The sequence below is a fragment of the Kushneria pakistanensis genome (assembly GCF_014652795.1).
Classification (GTDB): Bacteria; Pseudomonadota; Gammaproteobacteria; order Pseudomonadales; family Halomonadaceae; genus Kushneria; species Kushneria pakistanensis.
Map to the genome: position 1 here is coordinate 585,600 of NZ_BMZM01000002.1, position 17,316 is coordinate 602,915.

The window sequence follows — 17,316 nt, forward strand, 5'->3', positions numbered from 1 at the left end:
TCTGCATGGGTGACCATGATTGCCCACGCTGATGGGCGGGCAGCAGTATCGCTCGCCTGTCGCCGCACCAGCTGAAAAGGGAGATTTCGAACATGGCAGATCAGTTTCCGGCACAGTCACAGGATCGTCAGCCGGGCCTTGAGCATGAAATGACCCCGGCGCCCGAGATTATCCGCGATGACTATCGCGGCAGCGGCAAGCTCGAGGGTAAAAAGGCCATTATTACCGGTGGCGACAGCGGCATCGGTCGCAGTGCGGCGGTGCATTTTGCCCGTGAAGGCGCCGATGTGGCCGTGATGTATCTTGATGAGCAGCAGGACGCCGAAGAGACGAAACGTCTGATCGAAGCCGAAGGACGCAAGGCGCTCCTGATCAGTGGCGATGTCAGCGACAGCGCGTTTTGTCAGCAGGCCGTTGACCAGGTGTTAAAGGAATTCGGCGAGATCAATATTCTGGTCAACAATGCCGCTCAGCAGGTGGTGCGCCAGGACATTACCGAAGTCCCCGATGAGGAATGGCGCTACACCTTTGACGTCAACATTCACGGCTACTTCTATATGGCAAAGGCCGTGCGCCCGCACCTCAAGGCCGGTGGCAGCATCATCAACACGACCTCGATCAACCCGTTCGTGGGCAATGCCATGCTGATGGCCTATACCTCGACCAAGGGCGCGATCACGGGCTTTACGCGTTCGCTGTCGGAGTCGCTGGTCGGTGAAGGCATTCGCGTCAACGAAGTTGCGCCGGGCCCGATCTGGACACCGATCCAGCCCTCCACCATGGGTCGTTTTGATCCGACCAACATGGAAACCCTCGGCGAGGGGATGCCGATGGGACGTGCCGGTCAGCCCAGCGAACTCGGCCCGGCCTACGTCTTTCTGGCCTCGAAGGACGCCTCCTATATCAGCGGCCACTCGCTGCACATCAACGGTGGCGCGATCATCAACTAGGGCGTCACAGCGCCTTGATTAAGCACTGAAAACCGCCTCCCGGCACTGTCGGGAGGCGGTTTTTTGTGGCGGGCGTTTTCTGGGGTGGAACGGCCTGAATCAGGGCGCGTTGCCGGGTGTTGCCTCGTTGGCCGCCACGCGCTGCTCATCCGATGCCGGAGAGGGCGCCGGGTCGCGCGCGAGCTTCCCCATCGCGACCACCCCTGTCGGCAGCGCCACACGCTGCGTCTCGTCAATCCCGGTGGCCGAGTCTGCCAGACTCACCCGATAGTCGCCGCCGGCAAGTTGCCACTGACGCTTGCTGCTGTCATAGCGGGCGAACTGTCGGGGGTCGATCTCGATACTCACCTCTCGGGACTGGCCGGGTGCAAGCTCAAGGCTCTTCCAGCCGCCCAGGCGCGCCGGGGAACCATCGGGGGCGTGCACATAGAGCTGCGGCGTGGTGCGGCCTTCGCGATCACCGGTATTGGTCACCGTGAAGTGCGCGGTCACGTTCTGACCATGCTTCTCAAGCCTTAACCCGTGGCGCTCGAAGGTGGTGTAGGAAAGCCCGTGGCCGAAGGGATACAGCGGCGTTTTGCCTTCGCGCTCGAACCAGCGATAGCCCACGTCGGCGCCTTCGCGGTTGTAGTCGACATCGAAAAAGGCGCTGTTGCCGATGGTGAGCCCCGGCACCTGCGGCCGCGGTAGCTGCTCGTCATTTTGCGGGAAGGTGACCGGCAGGCGCCCCGAAGGATTGTGCTGCCCGAAAAGCACATTGGCGATCGCCTCGCCGCCACGCTGGCCTGGATACCAGGCCTCGACAATGGCTTTAACGTCATCACGCCAGGGCATGGCCACCGGCCCGCCGGTTTCCAGCACCACCACCGTGCGCGGGTTGGCCTTCGCCACGGCCTCAATCAGCGCATTCTGCTCGCCTTCAAGCGCCAGCGAGTTCATGTCCATGGTCTCCGAGGTCCACTGCTGGGCAAAGACTATGGCCACGTCGCTCTCACGGGCCCGGCGCACTGCCTCGTCAATGTCATTGCCGGCGCTGAAGCTCACCTTCGACTCGGGCGCGTGCAGGCCGATGGCGCCCAGCGGTGAGGACTTTGGATACAGCCGCTGGGTGTTGACGCCCTTGGGTGGATTGAGATCCGGCAGGGCGTCACCATCCATCGGCACCACCGCCGCCGAGCCCCCGCCGGCGATCACGGCGCGGTCGGCATGCGCCCCGGTCACGCTGATACGCTTGTCCCGCGCGCCGTCCAGCGGCAGAACGTCGTCATCATTTTTCAAAAGCACCATCGCATTTTCGGCAATGGTCTGGGCGACGTCGGCGTTGGCCTTTTCATCAATGGGCTCACCGGCGGGTGGATGATCCACCAGCCCGGAGGCGAAGGTGCTGCGCAGAATACGAAAGGCCATGTCATCGATGCGCTCGCGGGAAACCTCGCCACGCTCAACGGCCTTTTCCAGCAGGGCGCCAAAATAGACCACACCGTCAAAGTCCTCGGCCGCCGACTGCTGATCAAGCCCTGCATTGGCCGAAGGGGCGCCTGAATAGACCGCGCCCCAGTCGGACATCACAAAACCCGGATAGCCCCACTCGTCCTTGAGCACCTGATTGAGCAGGTAGTTGTTCTGACAGGCGTAGTCGCCGTTGACGCGGTTATAGGCGCACATCGCCGCGCCCGGATGGCTGTGTTCGAGTGCATAGCGAAACGACAGCAGGTCGGACTCCTGCAGCGCCTGGTCACTGATATCGGCGCTCAGCTTGTGCCGCCCGGTCTCCTGAGCGTTCATCGCAAAGTGCTTGATGGTCGACATCACGTGCTGGCTTTCGATGCCGTTGATCTTGGCGGCAGCTGTCAGGCCCGACAGCAATGGATCTTCCCCCGGCATCTCGTAGTTGCGCCCGGCACGCGGGTCGCGTATCAGTCCGGCGGTACCGCCCAGCAGCACATTGAAGCCGTAATGACGTGCCTCGCGGGCAATCATCTCGCCGCCCTGACGAGAAAGTGCCGGCTGCCAGGTGGCGGCAGCGGCCAGCACCGAGGGCAATGCAGTGGCCTGGCGGTCCGGGTCGATCCAGCCCGGATTGGTCACGCCGAGATCGGCATCGGTCTGCTGCTGGGCCGGAATGCCCAGCCGGCTGACGCCCGGCACAAACCCGGCCGAACCGATGGCGCCGCGTACCCGCTGTGACGCATCCATGGGGGCGGCAAAATCCCCGGCTAGAAGCTGCATCTTCTCGGTGGTGGTCATCTCGGCCAGTGCCGCGCGGGCGCGCTCGTCCGGCGTGCGGGACTGATCCATCCACGGCGCCTGCGACAGGCGTTCGCTCAGGGCCTGCTCGGCCTGAGCCAGACGGCCGGGGCGCTGATCCGGCACCGGCGGCATCTGCGTGGCCAGCACCTGGCCGCTAAAACAGACGACAGACAGCGTGATCGCGGACAGGAAAGTGCGTTGGCGCATGCGTAGGGCGTCTCCAGATGATCAAGGCAGTCAACAAACGGACTACCTTAGTCGTATCGGGCGCGCCTGACTGTGTCAAAACGTCAGCATTTGCCAGCATCCATGAGCGAGTGTGAAGCGGCGTCAGCATGCGCAACACAAGGGTCATGACACTACTTTTACCTCACTGTCCGGGACGAAAGCGCCCTTCATGCAGGCTCTGTTCGATCTGCTCGAGACTTCGCCCCTTCGTCTCCGGCACCAGCCGCCATACGAACAGCACGCCCAGCACGTTGAGCACGGCGTAAAACCACATCGCGCCGCCGGTGCCGAGTGCATTGACCATGGTCAGCGCCGTGCCGGTCAGAATCAGGTTGGATCCCCACAGCGTTGCCGCATGCAGGCTGGTGGCCTGCTCGCGAATCGCCAGCGGATAGACCTCGGAGCCGATCAGCCAGCCCACCACCTGGATGCCGCCGGCATTGAAGATCATGAAGACCAGAATGCAGGCCACGATCAGCCAGCTGCTGGCACCGTCGCCGCCCTCATGCAGGCGAAACACCGCGCCCAGCACGAGCAGGGCAAGCGCTGCCCCCGGCATCATCAAAAGCGTCAGTCGCCGTCTGCCGAGCCGGTCCACCACCAGCTTTCCGGCCACGGTCATGATCAGATAAACCACGGCTACGCCCAGCGCCGAATAGAGCGCAGCGCTGTCGCCAAAGCCGGCGTCACGTAAAAAGGTGGGGGTGTAGTAGATCATCATCTCGATGCCCGAGAGCTGGGTAAAGGCCGCCACACCCAGCCCGGCCACCAGGGCCGGACGCATCTTCGGATGGAGCACGGCGCGCCAGCCGCCTTCCTGCTGCTCGCGGGTCTGCACCTGCTTGATCTCGTCGATCTCCTTCTCGATGGCGCGCTGATCTTCCCGTACGCGCGCCAGGGCCTGGCGGGCCTCATCCTCACGGCTCTGGCGCACCAGCCAGCGTGGGCTGTCCGGCAGCCAGATCATGCTGATCAGCAAAAGGGTGGCCGGCACCAGCCCCACGCCAAACATGACGCGCCAGCTCCAAAGATCCTGCAGGAAAGAGCCCACCAGCGCGGCGGCCAGAATGCCGATGCCGATGGAGACGTTGAACCAGGTCACCATGCGCCCGCGAACCCCGGCCGGAGCCAGTTCGGCAATATAGGTCGGCACGACCTGAGTGGCACCGCCCACGGCAAAGCCGAGCACCAGACGCGCCACGCCCAGCCACAGCGCTGTGGGAGAAAACGCGGCCCCCAGCGCGCCCAGGGCAAAGATGGCCGCCACGATCATGATGGTCAGTCGCCGGCCCAGACGGCGCGAGACTCGGGCACAGATCAGCGCGCCGATCACGGCGCCGACCAGAATGGCGCTGGTCACCATCTCCTGGCCGCGGTGTTCAAGTGAAAAATCATCGCTGATCTGCAACAGCGCGCCGGAGATGATGCCGGTGTCGTAGCCGTAGAGAAATCCCGAGATGGCGGCCACGCAGGCCACGATCTGAATAAAGCGGCCGGCATGGCCGGTATCCTGCGCGCGCGGGGACATGACGCTCCCTCATTGACGATGGTGTTGTAGCCCGGGGGCAGCCATCGGGCGTGTATCACGGCTGCCGGTGTGCGCCTCAGGATAGTCAGTGAGGGGACGCACGCCGGGCCGACCTGAGCGTTGCGTGGAGAGACCCGCCGCGAACGATCCCCTGAAATCAAAGGTCGGGTATATAAAAGGGGCGCCCCCGATGGTCGGGAGCGCCCCTGTTGGCTGCGAAGGATGATCGCCACAAGAGACGGCCTGCGCGAGAGTGATGCAACAGGGCCTAGATCATGGCGGCCAGACCGCTGAGAAGCTCTCGGGGTTCTTCCATCAGCGTGGCAATGGCGTAACACGCCATGAAGGCGACGGGATAGAACCACTGCGGGTGCGTCCGGCTGAATCCGGTCAGCCAGGCGCCGATGCGTCGAAAGGGCGTCAACAGGGCCAGCTCGATCACGACCACGCTCAGGATGCCGCCGGCGATGACGTCGGTGGCGAAGTGAAAGCCCATGTAGACGCGCGAGAAGGACACCAGTACGGCAAACACGATCGCCAGTACCCCCAGTGGGCGGCAAAAGCGCCAGACGACATAGCCCAGACCGATAAAGACGGCGGCATGGTCACTGGGAAAGGAGGTGAGATCGTGAAATTCCGGCGAGATATTAAACGGCGGCGTCATGCCGAGCACTTCATCCTGCAGGGGGCGCGGGTTGGCCGGGATGAAGATCTGCATCACGCGGCTGACCAGCGAAGTCACAAAGGCGGCGATGGTGCAGATCAGGATATCGCCGCGACGCGCGATCATCGAGGGCATGCACCAGATGGCACAGATGGCAGCCACTAGCGGCACGCCGGTAATCAGCTTTTGATAGGAGAACGCGTTCATGAAGTAATCCAGCAGGGCGTTTTGCTGCGCCGGCTGATTGATGAAGCTCATGAAGGCATATTCTACCGTCGTACCTGACAGTGCCAGGGGCGCAAGGATCACAAAGGCGATCAGCGCCACCACGATCCGGGGCCAGGAGGGAGCATCGGCGGCCAGTGAAGAATGGAGGCTGGCGCGATCAGCGTCAGATGAGGCGTTGGTAGCGGTGGTAGCACGAGATGACATGAGGACTCAATTGGAAGTTTTTTTTAAGGATGTCGAAGTATGGTTAACAAAACCGCTGATGACTGTGTCAACGAGATTGGCTTTGTATCATCGGGTAAGTAAAACCTTCGGGCGTAAAAAACCGCCCGAAGGCGGCGTGAGTTTTGACAGGGTCGAGGCTAAAGGATGAACCTCAGCAGGCCGCTGGCCAGCTGCCTGAGCTCTTCCACCAGCGTGGCAATGCCGTAACAGGCGATAAACGCCAGCGGGTAAAACCAGTGCGGGGCTGTCTGGCTGAAGCCGGCAAACCAGCCGCCGATGCGCTGAAAGGGCGTCAAAAGCGCGATCTGGACGGTCAGGATCGCCAGCGCGCCGCCGCCAATGATGTCGGTAATAAAATGAAAACCGAGATAGATCCGGGTAAAGCAGAGCAGGACAGCAAAGGCGATGGCCGCCATGCCAAGTTTTCGATGCATGCGCCAGATCACCCAGGCCAGCCCGATATAGACGGCGCCATGATCGCTGGGAAAGGAGCTGAAATCGTGCAGCGTCTGGGCGTCTACACCGGCCGGCGGGGTCATGTTCAGTGCCTCGTCCTGCAGCGGCCGCGGATGCGGTGGGGTCAGCTGCTGCATGATGCGACTCAGCGCCGCCGAGCAGAAGGCCGCCACGCTACAGGTCAAAAGCTCGGCACGCCGGGGCATCAGTGATGGCATGAACCACAGCGCCCAGAGCCCCGCGACCAGTCCCACCCCGGAAATCAGGTTCTGATAGGACAGAACGTGCATGATGTAATCAAACAGCGGGCTTTCACGGGCCATCTGATTGATGGCCAGCATGGCCTGTTCTTCCATGCCTAGGGGCATGATGAAAGTGATCAGGGTGGTGGTAATCACCAGTAACAGGGCGATCAGCGCTACAACGCTTTCACGAAGGGCGGACCGCCCGCTTTGATGGCCGACATGTTGAAGGGGAGTAGAGGACATTGGTTGCCAGATTAAGTTCACTTTAATATGACAGCATTATGAATATTAAATGACTGCGATATTGTGTTCATTCGTGCATGAGAAGGTAGTGCTTTGTAAGTTTGCGGCCTGCCAGTAATAACAGGCCGCGATGTTTTTAAACGCCAGTCAGGCGCTGTGACGACGTAGATAGTCGTGTATGGCAGCAATATCCTGCTCGCCCAGCCCGGCATCGACGGCCTCGCGCCATATCTCGCTGATGCGCACCAGTCCCGGCAGGTTGGTATCGCCGGCGGCTTCCAGAGCAAGCCTGGCGTCCTTGAGTCCCCATTCCAGTGCCATCTGAGCGCTGTATTCCTCGCCACCGATCTTGTCGAGCTTGGCCTTCACGTAGGGCGCGGCCAGCGGTCCGCCGTCGAGCACTGACCAGAGCTCATCGGGGGAAAAGCCAAGTGTCTGCGCCAGGCGTGCGCTTTCGGCAATGCCCTGCATCATGTGAATCAGCCAGGCGTTGACGACAAGCTTCATGCGCGACCCGCGCCCGGCATCCCCCAGCCAGACCACGCGTTTGGAGATGGCGTTAAATACCGTATCGATGCCCTCGGCGGCGTTTTGATCACCACTGGCCAGCACCGAGATGGTGGCCTGCTCGGCCGGCGCCTTGGTGCCGGAGACCGGGGCATCAATGAAGGTGATATCCGGGCGGGCCGTCTTGATCGCCTTGATCAGTGATTCGGTCTGCGCAACGCCGATGGTGCCCATCTGAATCACCACGCCGTTCTCGGGCAGGTGTTTCAGAGCGTTGCCTTCTCCCAGCAGTACTTCTCGGGTGGTTTCAAAATCCGGCAGCATGGTGATGACAAACCGGGCGCCGCTGACGGCCTCTGCGGCACTTTCAGCGTTGATGGCGCCCTGGTCGGCCAGATCATTCCCGCGCGAGTGCGTGCGGTTCCAGACCCGCACCGACAGGTCATTTTTCAGAAGATTGGCGGCAAAGGCGTGGCCCATGGCGCCCAGGCCGAGAACGGCAACGGTCGTGTTGTGTGACATGTGGCAATGCTCCATCGATTGTTCCGGATAGATCGCATCAGCGTAGCGTGACGCGCCTGAAAGCATGAACACAAAAACGCCCCGGCAGGGCCGGGGCGTCTTCCGGATCGTGGTCTGTGAATTACGGGGTCAGCACGATCTTTCTGCAGTCATCCTGCTTTGCATCAAACATGCGATAGGCTTCGGCGGCCTGGTCGAGTTTCATGCGATGGCTGATGATCGCCTCGGGCTTGAGCCTGCCTTCCTCGATGGCCTTCATCAGAGTGGGCAGATAGTCATGCACGTGGGTCTGGCCGCCCTTCATGGTCAGGCCCTTGTCGAAGAAATCGCCGATCAGAAAGCCGTTCACGGCGCCGGCATAGACGCCCGGAATGCTGACGCTGCCGCCACGACGCACGGCCGCCAGGCACTGATGCAGGACAATATCGCTGCTTTCGACCTCGAAGTTATCCATGGCCGGCAGCTGGCCGCCATGGCTTTTGGCCTCATAGCCCACGGCATCGATCACGGCGTCCACACCGCGACGGCCTTCGCTCATCTGAATGATGGCCTCGGCCACGTCATCGGTCTTGTCGAAGTTGATCGTCTCGACGCCGTAGGCCTTCCTTGCGAAATCAAGGCGATACTGCTGGTTGTCGATCATGACAATCTGCTCGGCACCTTCCATGCGCGCGCACGCCGCTGCCATCAGGCCGACCGGGCCGGCACCGAAGATCGCCAGGCTCGACCCCTGCTTGACGCCGGCGTTGAGCACGGCCTGATAGCCGGTGGGCAAAATGTCCGACATGAACAGTACCTGCTCGTCGTCCATGCCTTCCGGGATGGCATAGGGGCCGGCATTGGCCTGCGGAACACGCACGTACTCTGCCTGACCGCCGGGAACACCGCCGTACATGTGCGAAAAGCCGAACAGCGCCGCCGGCGCCGGGATCGACTTCTTGTTCAGCGCTGCGCCCTCATCGGGGTTGGTGGTCTCACAGGCGGCATAGAGCGAGTGCTGACAGAAAAAGCAGCTGCCGCAGGCGATCACGAACGGCACGACCACACGATCACCCTTTTTGACGCTGGTGACCGCAGAGCCTGCTTCTTCAACAATGCCCATGAATTCATGGCCAAAGATATCGCCGGGCTCGGTGGCCGGCATCGAACCGCGATAAAGATGGAGATCGGAGCCGCAGATGGCGGTCGAGGTGACCCGCAGGACAATGTCGTCATCCTGCTGGAGGGTCGGCTCGGGAACATTTTCAACGCGAACGTCGTTGCTGCCCTGATAAACCAGTGCCTTCATGCTGTCTCCTCCCTGAAATACCCGGCCACTTGTGGTCATGCAGGCGTGTGCTCATGCATGAGACAAGCGCCGCGCAAAAAATGATTGGCTGGCCGACATCCTGCCGACCCGGGGCTTAGCGTAGAAACGCAAGCGATAGGCGGCTAACGATTTATCGATACGTGTTGTAAACGCTCAGGGAAGACGGACAGCAGAGGGAAAGATGAAAGCAACGGCATCGCTTCTCATGACAACGGGCGCCCTGTAAAAGGGACGCCCGTTGAGGGACCGCTCACAACCTGTTTTTTGTATTTCAAGCCAGGGCGGCAAGGACAAAAAACAGCACCAGTACAATGGCGGCAACAATCACGATCAGAAGCCTCGGATCCTGCGTGGTGAGGTGGTCTTCCGGCCGGTTACTCACTGTCGGCCTGGGAGTAGAGCACGCGCGTGCGCAGGGTATGGTTGACCTCGCGCAGGGCATTGAGTGCCTGTTCCCCGTAGGCCTTGTCGACGTCGATCACCACGTAGCCGACCTCTTCATTGGTCTGCAGGAACTGGGCCGAAATGTTGATGCCTTCATTGCCCAGCACATGGTTGATCTCGGAGAGTACGCCCGGCACGTTGGCGTGAATGTGCAGCAGACGATGCTTGTCCGGATGCGACGGCAGGGCGACTTCCGGGAAGTTGACCGAGGTGATGGTCGTGCCGTTGTCGGAGAAGGTAATTAGCTTCTCGGAGACTTCCACGCCGATGTTTTCCTGCGCCTCGACCGTGGAGCCGCCGATATGCGGCGTCAGGATCACGTTGTCGAATTTGCGCAGCGGCGAGACAAATTCCTCGTCATTGCCCTTGGGCTCGACCGGGAAGACGTCGATGGCTGCACCCAGCAGCTTGCCGGATTCGAGCACCTCGGCGAGTGCCTCGATATCCACGACCTTGCCGCGCGAGGCGTTGATCAGATAGCTGCCCTGCTTCATCAGCGAAAGCTCGTCACGACCGATCATCCAGGTGGTGGCGGGCGTTTCCGGCACGTGCAGGGTCACGACGTCGGCGCGCGCCATCAGCTCCTGAAGGCTGCCGACCTGGCGGGCGTTGCCCATCCCCAGCTTGGTGATGGTGTCGTAATAGATGACGTTAAGGCCCACCGACTCGGCCAGCACCGACAGCTGCGCGCCGATGCTGCCGTAACCAACGATACCCAGCGTCTTGCCGCGGGCTTCAAACGAGTCGCTGGCGGACTTCAGCCAGCCGCCCTGATGGGCGCGAGCGTTTTTTTCGGGGATGCCGCGCAGCATCATGATGGTCTCGGCCAGTACCAGCTCGGCGACGGAGCGGGTATTGGAGTAGGGCGCGTTGAATACCGGGATACCGCGCTTGAGCGCCGCCGGCAGATCCACCTGGTTGGTGCCGATGCAGAAACAGCCAATGGCCACCAGACGCTCGGCGGCGTCCAGCACACGTTCGTTCAATTGCGTACGCGAGCGAATACCGATGAAATGGGCGTCGCGGATCCTGTCGATCAGATCCTCTTCGCTCAGCGACGTCGTCAGACGTTCAATATTGCTGTAACCGGCATTTTGAAAGTTGTCCACGGCGGACTGGTGGACGCCCTCGAGCAGCAGAACCTTGATCTTGCTCTTGTCCAGAGACGTTTTAGCCATGTGCGCATCAACCCTTTAATCGGCTGGCCTGAGGGAAAGTAAAAATAACGATAGCGGACGCGGCCCGATATCGACCGACACCGGATGGACATCGATACGACAGTGGCTGCCCTGATGGCCCGGCTCGGCGGGGCGCTTATTCTACCATGGTGGTACATGGGGCGCATGGTCTGCCAGTGCGCCCCTTATTGAAACCTCTGCGTCTGCTGGATGAATCCGGTGCATGTGATGCCCCCTCAAGACTTGCTGTGATCGGCCTTGATACGCAGCCCGGGCGGCGTCAAAAGCGTAACGGATGTGTATACTTGCAGGCCTGTCGGCGCGTAACGATGGCCGACATCGCTCTGATCTCAAGCCATGTACCGGCGCTCACAGGATTACGCATGACACAACGGCCCGAGTCCGCGCATTCAAATGACCAGACTGCCCCGGCGTCATCGACCGGGGCAGCGCAGAGCCCATCTGATTTTGCCGGCGCGCTGGCTGCGCTTGAAACGCTGGTCAGACGCCTTGAATCGGGTGATCTGAGCCTTGAAGCCTCGCTGGAGGATTTCGAGCACGGTATCGCGCTGGTTCGGGACGCCCGCGTACGTCTCGAGCAGGCCGAGCTGCGGGTGCAGCAGCTGCTGGAGCAGGGGGACGGGTCACTGATGCCACCGCCGCGGGATGACACATCGCGGGAGAACAACGACGCATGATGGGTGATACATGACTGTGGATACGGCAGGCGTGGATGTCAGCGCGCTGATGACAACGCTGCGCGACAGGATCGAGACGCAGCTGGGCATGGTGCTGGAAAATGCAGCCCCCGCGCAGGCCGGCCGGCTTGAAGAGGCCATGCGCTATAGCGTGCTGGGCGGTGGCAAGCGGCTGCGCGCCATTCTGGTCTACGCCGCCGGTCAGGCGCTGGATGCCGATGATCAGGCGCTGGACGCCCCGGCCGTGGCCATCGAGCTGATTCACGCCTACTCGCTCGTGCATGACGATCTGCCCTGCATGGATGACGACGACCTGCGGCGTGGGCGCCCCACCTGTCACCGTGCCTTTGATGAAGCCACGGCGCTGCTGGCCGGAGACGCCCTGCAGACGCTGGCCTTTGAAGTGCTGGCCGGAACGGGGCAGCCCCGGGCCGCCGAGATGGTCGCAACGCTTGCCCGCTGCGCCGGACGTGCGGGCATGGCCGGCGGCCAGGCGCTGGATCTGGCGGCCGTGGGTCAGCAGCTCGACGTGGACGCGCTGATGGCCATTCATCATCACAAGACCGGCGCGCTGATTGAAGCCGCGCTGTCGCTGGGCGCGCTGGTCGCCCCCAGCGTGCAGCCGGTGCATCTGCAGGCGCTGGGCGAGTATGCCCGGGCCATTGGGCTAGCCTTCCAGATCCAGGATGACATTCTGGACGTGACCGGCTCGACCGAAGTGCTGGGCAAGACCCAGGGGGCCGATGCCCTGCGTGACAAGCCGACCTACCCGGCACTGCTGGGCCTTGAAGAGGCGCAGCGTCGGGCTCAGGCCCTGCTGGATCAGGCGCTGGCAGCGCTGGCACCGCTGGGTGCGCGCGGCGAGACGCTGGCCGCCCTGGCCCGCTACATGATCGAGCGGGATCACTGAGACGCCCCCGGCTGCATGCCGAACAAGACACCCTTTGATGTCCCGGGGTACGACAGGACCAGGGACAGGATCCTGACAGGCCATTGAGGCGCTATGAAGCTGTTTGACGATATTCCTACCACAAGACCGGTCACGCCACTGCTGGACCGCATCGAAGCGCCATCCGACCTGCGCAGCCTTGATGAGTCGCAACTGCTGCGTCTGGCCGATGAGCTCAGGGCCTATCTGCTCTACAGCGTGGGCTGTACGGGGGGACACTTTGGCGCCGGCCTGGGGGTCATCGAGCTGACCATTGCGCTGCATCAGCAATACAACACCCCGCATGACCGGCTGGTCTGGGACGTGGGGCATCAGACCTACCCGCACAAGATTCTGACCGGCCGCCGCGAAGCCATGGACAGCATGCGCCGCTACCAGGGGCTGGCGGCCTTTCCGCGTCGTGAGGAGTCACCCTATGACACCTTTGGTGTCGGTCACTCCAGTACCTCCATTTCGGCAGCACTGGGCATGGCGCTGGCGGCCCGTACCCGCGGCGACAATCGCCGCGTATGCGCCATCATCGGTGATGGTGCCCTGACCGCCGGCATGGCGTTCGAAGCGCTGGCGCATGCCGGCCATGTCGATGCCAACATGCTGGTGGTGCTCAACGACAACGAGATGTCGATTTCGGAAAACGTCGGCGGCATGGCCACCTACCTGGCCCGCATTCTCAACAGTGGCCCTTACGTGGCGGCGCGCGAGGGCAGCAAGCGCGTGCTTTCGCACCTGCCCGGCGCGCTGGATATCGCTCGTCGCACCGAAGAGCACGTCAAGGGCATGCTCACGCCGGCGACGCTCTTTGAAGAGATGGGCTTTAACTATGTCGGCCCCATTGACGGTCACGATCTGCCGCTGCTGATTCGCACCCTGCGCGATCTGAAAAACCGCAAGGGGCCGCAGTTTCTGCATATTGTCACCCGCAAGGGCAAGGGCTTTGAGCCCGCCGAGGGTGACCCGATCGGCTATCACGCGATCACCAAGCTCGAAAAGGACAAGGTCAAGACGCCTGCGGTGCCGGCACCGAAGAAGTTCAAGTTCTGCAACGTCTTCGGCCAGTGGCTGTGTGATACCGCCGAACGCGATCCACGGCTGGTCGGCATTACGCCGGCCATGCGTGAAGGCTCCGACATGATCCGCTTTTCGAAGGAGTATCCCGAGCGCTACTACGATGTGGCGATCGCCGAGCAGCATGCGGTCACGCTGGCCGCCGGGATGGCCTGTGAAGACGTCAAGCCGGTGGTGGCAATCTATTCCACCTTCCTGCAACGCGGTTATGACCAGCTGGTTCACGATGTGGCCGTGCAGGGGCTGGACGTGACCTTTGCCATCGACCGGGCCGGCCTGGTTGGTGAAGATGGCGCGACCCATCACGGCACGCTGGATCTTTCCTACCTGCGCTGCGTGCCGGGCCTTGTGATCATGGCACCCAGTGACGAGCGCGAATGCTATCGCATGTTGACCACGGCCTATCAGTACGAAGGCCCGGCGGCGGTGCGCTATCCGCGTGGGACCGGGCCGGGCGTGGCCTTCGAGCCGGGGCTGGCGCCGCTGGAGATCGGCCGCGCCGAGCTGCGGCGTGAAGGCAAAAAGGGCGAGCAGGGCGTGGCAATGCTGGTCTTTGGCAGCCTGCTGACCTCGGCGCTGGACGTGGCCGAACGCCTGGATGCCACGGTCTATGACATGCGCTTTGTGAAGCCGCTGGACAGTGAGGCCATTCTGGCCGCGGCGGGTGAGCACGGTCTGGTCGTGACGCTTGAGGAGAACGCGATAGCCGGCGGCGCCGGCAGTGGCGTGGGTGAATTGCTGGCCACCTCGAACGTGCGCACGTCGCTGCTGCACCTGGGCATTCCCGATCTCTTTATCGAGCATGGCACGCCGGGCGAGCTGCTGGCCGAGTGCGGGCTGGATGCTGCAGGCATCGAGGCGTCAATTCGCCAACGTCTGGGTCACTGACTTCCTCCAATCAACCGGAAATAGAACCGTCTCATGCTGATTGTCACCCTGATTGCTGCGTTCATCGGCTACCTCATTGCCCGCCTGCCCGGGCTTTTGATCGGGGGCCTGCTGGGCTATGCGCTGGTGCGCTGGCTGCGCGCCAAGCTGATCGGGAAACTGGCCGAGCGCCAGACCCGCTTTCTCTCCGCCACCTTCTCGGTGATGGGGGCCATGAGCATGGCCAATGGCGAGGTGTCCGACCGCCAGCGTCAGAGCGCCGAGGCGGTGTTTGATCGTCTTAATCTCAACGGCGCCCAGCGTGACAAGGCACGCGCCGACTTCGAGCGCGGCCAGCAGGAGAGCTTCGACCTTGAGGCAGAGCTTGCCGGCCTGCGCCAGATCGTCGGCGCCCAGCGTGGTCTTTTGCAGGTCTTTTTCCAGGTGCAGCTTGTGGCCCTGGCCGCTGATGGCCAGGTGGATCAGGCCGAGCGCGACATGCTGGTACGTGTGGCAAGGGGGCTGGGTTGCTCGCAGGAAGAGCTCTCGCGTATCGAGGCCATGCTCAATGCCGCTGCCAGCGGCGGCGGCACGCAGGAAAGCGCCCAGCCGCTGGAAGAAGCCTACCGGGTACTGGGAGTATCATCGGAGGCCACGGACGCCGAGCTCAAGCGCGCCTATCGCAGGCTCATGAGTCAGAACCACCCCGACAAGCTCGCCGGCAAGGGCATGCCCGACAGCATGAAACGCATGGCCGAGCAGCGTACCAGCGAAATCAGCAACGCCTACGAGCGGATTCGCCAGGCACGCGGCCAGGGCTAGGCATGCCCCCGGGCCCCGGTCGCGCCTGACGCCGGGGCCATTGAGCGACTTTGCCAAGCCTTATGGAGCGCTTTCCTGATGGCGAATCTCGCGAAAGCGCTGCTCCATCTCACGGCGCAGTTCGCGGCGTCTGAGCCCTGATTCAAACCGCTGACGTTCAACGTCGGTGGCAGGCTCAAGCTGGGGGACTTCGACCGATTTACCATCATCGCCCACCGCCACCATGGTGAAGTAGCAGCTGTTGGTATGGCGGACCACGCTGGCACGAATATCCTCGGCAATGACCTTGATCCCGATCTCCATCGAGGAGCGCCCGGTGTAGTTGACCGCGCCCAGAAAGGTGACCAGTTCACCGACATGAATGGGCTGGCGGAACATGACCTGATCCACCGACAGGGTGACCACGTAGTGACCGGCCCAGCGGCTGGCACAGGCGTAGGCGACTTCATCAAGATACTTCAGCAGGGTGCCACCGTGGACCTTGCCGGAGAAATTGGCCATGTCCGGGGTCATCAACACGGTCATGGTGATCTGGTGACGCGGTGTATCCATTCCCTCTCTCGCTTCTCGTCATATTGTTGTGATGGTGCCTGTGGCCATCGAGCATACCGCATTCCCGATCATGACAAGCGTGGCTTTCATGGCAAATTACCCCCTGCATGACTAGCATGGCGTGCCGGCAGCCTGTCGAGGCGCCGACACGCCATCCATTCACCGGGGGATTCCATGAAGGTCACCGAGGCAAGATTCGAGCAACCCACCGCACGCTATTTATGGCTGTATGTGCTGATCGTGTGGGTCGGGCTCAATCTGCGTCCCTCGATTGCCGCCGTGGGACCGCTGCTGGATCGCATTCAGGAGGAGCTGTCGGTGGGCTATGCCACCGCGTCGCTTCTGACCACGCTGCCGTTCGTGGCGATGGGACTGGCCTGCTTTCAGGGCATGCAGCTGATCCGACGCTGGGATCGTCACCGCATCGTCATGGGGGCACTGACCCTGATCGGGCTGGCCTCATTGCTGCGATTGTGGGGTGAAAGCTTCACGCTGCTGGCGGCCTCGGCGCTGGCAATCGGCGCTGGTATCGCCCTGATTCAGGCGCTGATGCCGGCCCTGATCAAGGTCACGCTGCCCAACACGGTCGAAACCGCCACCGGGCTTTATATCGGGGCGATCATCGGCGGCGGAGCACTGGCCTCCGGCGTGGCGCCCTGGCTTGCCACCATGGGTGGCTGGCGGCTGGGACTGGCCGGATGGGCCATTCTGGTGCCCGTGGCACTGATGCTCTGGTATCGCCTGGGCAGCCAGATGCTGACCCCGGTCCCGCGCGAGCGTTCCTCCGAGGCCACACCGCTGTCGCATATTCCGCGTGCCTGGACGCTGGCGCTCTTTTTCGGCTTTGGGACGGCAGGTTATGCCTGCGTCATGGCCTGGCTGCCGCCCTACTATCTGGCGCTGGGCTGGCATGCCGGCGAGGCCGGGCTGCTGCTGGGATATATCACGCTTTTGCAGGTGGCCTCGAGCGTCGGCGCGCCCTTTCTGGTGCGCTATAGTCTGGACCGGCGTCGGGCGCTGTACCTAACGGTGGGCATGTCGCTGATCGGCTTTATCGGGCTGTGCGTCAAACCCGAAGGCGTTGTTTTCGCCACGCTCTGGGGGACGCTGCTGGGACTGGGGATTGGGGCACTCTTCTCGCTGTCGGTGCTGGTGCCCATGGATCATCACCGCGACCCTGCCCGCGTGGGCGATCTGGCCGCCTTTGTACAGGGACATGGCTATCTGGTGGCGGCGGTGGCCACGCTGCTTTCCGGGATTGCCCGTGACATGCTCTCAAGCTTTGCCACGGCCTGGGTGGCGCTGTCCGTGCTCTTTGCCATCATGCTGGTAATGAGCTGGCGCTTTGACCCGCACTATTACCCCCGCCATATCGACTAGCGCCAG

Annotated in this window: 14 protein-coding genes; 6 read left to right on the top strand and 8 right to left on the bottom strand. The window is 62.4% G+C overall.

Going from position 1 to position 17,316, the window contains the following annotated elements:
- The first annotated feature begins 92 nt into the window (after nt 1-92).
- On the top strand, nt 93-950 hold the full coding sequence (locus IE123_RS08100) for an SDR family oxidoreductase (protein ID WP_189516933.1): 858 nt from the start codon (nt 93-95) through the stop codon (nt 948-950).
- Between the two features lie 99 nt (nt 951-1,049).
- Here IE123_RS08100 and IE123_RS08105 read toward each other — a convergent pair whose 3' ends face one another.
- The 7 genes from IE123_RS08105 to serA all read right to left on the bottom strand — a co-directional run bounded on the left by IE123_RS08105 (nt 1,050) and on the right by serA (nt 10,977).
- A complete protein-coding gene (locus tag IE123_RS08105; RefSeq protein ID WP_189516935.1) occupies nt 1,050-3,407 on the bottom strand; it encodes a beta-glucosidase family protein in 2,358 nt (785 codons plus the stop codon).
- 163 nt (nt 3,408-3,570) lie between these two features.
- The gene (locus IE123_RS08110) at nt 3,571-4,956 is read right to left on the bottom strand and encodes a sugar porter family MFS transporter (protein ID WP_189516937.1); all 1,386 of its coding nucleotides are present in this window, start codon (nt 4,954-4,956) and stop codon (nt 3,571-3,573) included.
- A 268-nt stretch (nt 4,957-5,224) separates the two neighbouring features.
- Nucleotides 5,225-6,052, bottom strand: a complete 828-nt coding sequence (locus IE123_RS08115) for a phosphatase PAP2 family protein (RefSeq protein ID WP_189516939.1) — start codon at nt 6,050-6,052, stop codon at nt 5,225-5,227.
- Between the two features lie 158 nt (nt 6,053-6,210).
- A complete protein-coding gene (locus IE123_RS08120; RefSeq protein WP_189516941.1) occupies nt 6,211-7,017 on the bottom strand; it encodes a phosphatase PAP2 family protein in 807 nt (268 codons plus the stop codon).
- A gap of 147 nt (nt 7,018-7,164) precedes the next feature.
- The gene (locus IE123_RS08125) at nt 7,165-8,112 is read right to left on the bottom strand and encodes an NAD(P)-dependent oxidoreductase (RefSeq protein WP_308430204.1); all 948 of its coding nucleotides are present in this window, start codon (nt 8,110-8,112) and stop codon (nt 7,165-7,167) included.
- 55 nt (nt 8,113-8,167) lie between these two features.
- The gene (locus tag IE123_RS08130) at nt 8,168-9,334 is read right to left on the bottom strand and encodes a zinc-dependent alcohol dehydrogenase (protein WP_189516945.1); all 1,167 of its coding nucleotides are present in this window, start codon (nt 9,332-9,334) and stop codon (nt 8,168-8,170) included.
- Between the two features lie 395 nt (nt 9,335-9,729).
- Nucleotides 9,730-10,977 carry a phosphoglycerate dehydrogenase gene (serA, locus tag IE123_RS08135; RefSeq protein WP_189516947.1) on the bottom strand — a complete coding sequence of 416 codons (1,248 nt, stop codon included), beginning with the start codon at nt 10,975-10,977 and terminating at the stop codon, nt 9,730-9,732.
- Between the two features lie 383 nt (nt 10,978-11,360).
- Between serA and xseB the strand changes: the two genes are divergently transcribed.
- The 4 genes from xseB to djlA all read left to right on the top strand — a co-directional run bounded on the left by xseB (nt 11,361) and on the right by djlA (nt 15,378).
- On the top strand, nt 11,361-11,675 hold the full coding sequence (gene xseB / locus IE123_RS08140) for an exodeoxyribonuclease VII small subunit (protein WP_189516948.1): 315 nt from the start codon (nt 11,361-11,363) through the stop codon (nt 11,673-11,675).
- 10 nt (nt 11,676-11,685) lie between these two features.
- Nucleotides 11,686-12,585: a polyprenyl synthetase family protein gene (locus tag IE123_RS08145; protein WP_373295798.1), complete on the top strand. Its 900-nt coding sequence runs from the start codon at nt 11,686-11,688 to the stop codon at nt 12,583-12,585.
- Nucleotides 12,586-12,678: 93 nt separating this feature from the next.
- Nucleotides 12,679-14,577 (top strand): 1-deoxy-D-xylulose-5-phosphate synthase, encoded by a 1,899-nt coding sequence (dxs, locus tag IE123_RS08150; protein WP_189516949.1) that lies wholly within the window; start codon nt 12,679-12,681, stop codon nt 14,575-14,577.
- A gap of 33 nt (nt 14,578-14,610) precedes the next feature.
- Nucleotides 14,611-15,378 (top strand): co-chaperone DjlA, encoded by a 768-nt coding sequence (gene djlA / locus IE123_RS08155; RefSeq protein WP_189516953.1) that lies wholly within the window; start codon nt 14,611-14,613, stop codon nt 15,376-15,378.
- A gap of 60 nt (nt 15,379-15,438) precedes the next feature.
- Here the strand turns inward: djlA and IE123_RS08160 are convergent, their stop codons facing one another.
- Nucleotides 15,439-15,930: an acyl-CoA thioesterase gene (locus IE123_RS08160; RefSeq protein WP_189516955.1), complete on the bottom strand. Its 492-nt coding sequence runs from the start codon at nt 15,928-15,930 to the stop codon at nt 15,439-15,441.
- Nucleotides 15,931-16,104: 174 nt separating this feature from the next.
- On the opposite strand from IE123_RS08160, the gene IE123_RS08165 reads away from it, so the two are divergent.
- Nucleotides 16,105-17,310: an MFS transporter gene (locus tag IE123_RS08165; protein WP_189516957.1), complete on the top strand. Its 1,206-nt coding sequence runs from the start codon at nt 16,105-16,107 to the stop codon at nt 17,308-17,310.
- Nucleotides 17,311-17,316 lie beyond the last annotated feature (6 nt).